3 protein-coding genes are annotated in these 2,999 nt (G+C 41.8%); all 3 read right to left on the reverse strand.

Translation table 11 applies throughout. The features are described from left to right. Nucleotides 1-93: 93 nt before the first annotated feature. The 3 genes from HT730_RS04735 to HT730_RS04745 are packed head-to-tail and all read right to left on the reverse strand — an operon-like array spanning nucleotide 94 to nucleotide 2,792. Nucleotides 94-897 (reverse strand): ATP-binding cassette domain-containing protein, encoded by an 804-nt coding sequence (locus HT730_RS04735; RefSeq protein ID WP_173306959.1) that lies wholly within the window; start codon nucleotides 895-897, stop codon nucleotides 94-96. Between the two features lie 12 nt (nucleotides 898-909). Then, nucleotides 910-1,803 carry an ABC transporter permease gene (locus HT730_RS04740; protein ID WP_000011439.1) on the reverse strand — a complete coding sequence of 298 codons (894 nt, stop codon included), beginning with the start codon at nucleotides 1,801-1,803 and terminating at the stop codon, nucleotides 910-912. 11 nt (nucleotides 1,804-1,814) lie between these two features. Continuing rightward, entirely contained in the window at nucleotides 1,815-2,792 is a 978-nt protein-coding gene (locus HT730_RS04745) for an ABC transporter substrate-binding protein (RefSeq protein ID WP_049543735.1), read from the reverse strand. Nucleotides 2,793-2,999: the final 207 nt, after the last annotated feature.

Consider the following 2,999-nt stretch of genomic DNA (forward strand, 5'->3'; position numbering starts at 1 on the left):
TTTTGAGGTTGCAGATAGAGCTGACACGGTTTGAAGAGATTTTGCAAAACGCAAGAAATAAAAGACCGAGACACTAGATCTCAGCCTTTTTCTTTATCCCAAAACTAATTCATCACTGACTAGACTTTGGCCACTATTTTTCTGGAAGAGATGCATGAGATCTTCAACCGTCAGATGCTTTTTCTCCTCTCCCTTGACATCCACCACTATCTTGCCTTGATAGAGCATAATGAGACGATTTCCGTATTCAATCGCATGGTTCATATCGTGGGTAATCATCAAAGTAGTCAACCGATGGTGTTCCACAATCTTTTGCGTTAAGTCCATCACCATTTGACTGGTTTTTGGATCAAGTGCCGCAGTATGTTCATCCAAAAGCAAAAGTTTGGGTTTCACCAGAGCTGCCATGACTAGGGTCAAGGCCTGTCTTTGTCCTCCTGAGAGGTATTGAGTATCCACTTTCAAGCGGTTTTCAAGACCAATATTCAACTCCTTCAAGGCCTCTTGGAACTGGATTCTATCCTTCTCCTTCACGCCCCAACCAAGCCCTCTCTTCTGCCCGCGTCTCAAGGCAATAGCCATATTCTCCTCAATCGTCAAACGAGAAGCTGTTCCCATCTTAGGATCTTGAAAAACACGGGCGATATCCTTGGCTCTCTTTCTTACACTCAGATTTTTAATGGATTTGCCTGCCAATAAAAGATCCCCTTCATCCACCGATAGATTGCCTGCCAAGATATTCATCAAAGTGGATTTCCCTGCTCCATTTCCACCAATCACAGAGATAAAATCCCCCTCTTCAACCTCTAAATCTAATCCTTTGAGGACATGGTTCTCATTGACCGTCCCTGCTTCAAATGTCTTGTGAATATTTTCAAGTGTTAATAAACTTGCCATAACTTTCTCCTCCTATTCATTTCTCAGTTTCAAACCACGAATCTTTAATCTCTTTTGCAATTCTGGTGCAAATAAAACCAAGGCGAGCAAAATTGCATTAAAGAGACGAACCAAGTTTTGATCTAGATTTGGAATTTCATAGATATTTAAAATAATCAAACGGTAAACAATAGCACCGATTCCGATAGATAACAAGCGACCTCCAATGGTCAAATCGTGAATCAAAACTTCCGCAATAATCACTGCACTCAAACCAACCACGATGGTTCCTGTCCCAGAAGTCACATCTGAAAATCCATCATTTTGGGCAAACAAGGAACCACATAGGGCAATCAAGCCGTTTGAAATCATGTAACCAACAATCTTCATGGTGTCTACATTGACCCCATTGGCCTCACTCATCGGAATATTGTCCCCAGTCGAACGCAAGACCAAGCCAATCTCTGTTTTCATCAAAAGGGTCAAGACCAAACAAACAAGTAAGAGACAGGCCAAACTGAATGAGAAAACAGCTTCTTCATTTGTCAGTCCCAAGCTAGCCAACTGTTTAAAGACAGTTGAAGAATCTCCCAAGGAAAGATTAGGCACGCTTCCCATGATTTTAATATTGATTGAATAAAGCCCTGTCAAGGTCACAATCCCTGTCAAGAGAGCTGGAATTTTCATCTTGGTGTGAAGCATTCCTGATACAAGACCTGCTACCATACCTGCCAGCAAAGCAAGTAAAGTCGCAATCCAAGGATTTGTCCCTGCCTGTATCTGAGATACGACGACTGCTGCCCCCAGTGGAAAGGCTCCTTCAGCAGTCATATCCGCAATATCCAAAATACGGAAAGTCAAGTAGACCCCAATCGCCATAATCGACCACAACAAACCTTCTGATAAACTAGATAATACAAAACTCATCTTAAACCTCCCTATTCCTTGCTTTCTAACTTACTAATATCAATTCCTAGTGCATCTGCCATTTCTTGATTGGTATGCAATTCCAATTTTTCAGGCAACTCAACTGCTATATTTTCTGGCTTCTCACCTTTTAAAACACGAATCAGCATGCGGGCTGTCTGTCTTCCCAATTCTTCATAATTGGTTCCGTAGTTATACAAGCCACCAACCGCAATCATTTCTGTTGAACCACCGAATACTGGAACCTTGTGTTTAATAGAAACCTGCTTGACTGTTTCCATGGTTGATGAAATGATATTATCCGTTGGTACAAAAACCATATCCACCTCTGCCATCAAGCTTTCTGCTGCCGCCTTGACGTTGTTACTGTCCAAGATTGTTTTTTCAACAACGGTAAAGCCTTTTTCTTCCAGAAGGCGCTTAGCTTCATCCTTTTGGACAACTGAGTTTGGCTCGCTCTGAGTATAGAGAATTCCAATCGTTTTAGCTTTTGGCAACACTTTCTTTATCAAATTGATTTGGGTTGAAATGGCATCTGATGACTGGTCACTTGTTCCAGTCACATTGCCCCCAGGATGCTCTCTTGACTCAACCAACTTGGCACTGACAGGATCTGTTACCGCTGAAAAGATAACAGGTGTCGTTTGTGTTGTATTGGCCAAGCTCTGAGCAGAAGGCGTTGCGATAGCTAGAACGACATCACTAGATTCTGCTAGTTGCTGGGAAATGGTTTTTAGATTTCTTTGTTCTCCCTGTGCATTTTGCAAATCAATCTCGATATTTTTCCCTTCAACATAGCCTTGCTTGGCTAGCTCATCCACAAACCCTTCTCTAGTAGCGTCTAAGGACTGGTGGGTAATAAATTGTGAAATACCGATACGAAATACATCTTTTTTCTTATCTGCCTTCAACTGATGCAAACTAATCAGAGAGGTCAAGAGGATCCCCACTACCAAGAGGGGTGCTAGTAATTTTCGAACAACTTTCATAATGAAACTCCTTCTCAGAAAAGAAAATCACTCCTGTAGACTTGGCTACAAAAGTGATTTTATACTCAATGAAAATCAAAGAGCAAACTAGGAAACTAGCCGCAGGTTGCTCAAAACACTGTTTTGAGGTTGTAGATGGAACTGACGTAGTCAGTATCCTACACATACGACAAGGCGACGTTGACGCGGTTTGAATTTGATTTTCGA

Origin of the sequence: Streptococcus sp. k-628, from assembly GCF_013277475.1 — a bacterium.
Classification (GTDB): domain Bacteria; phylum Bacillota; class Bacilli; order Lactobacillales; family Streptococcaceae; genus Streptococcus.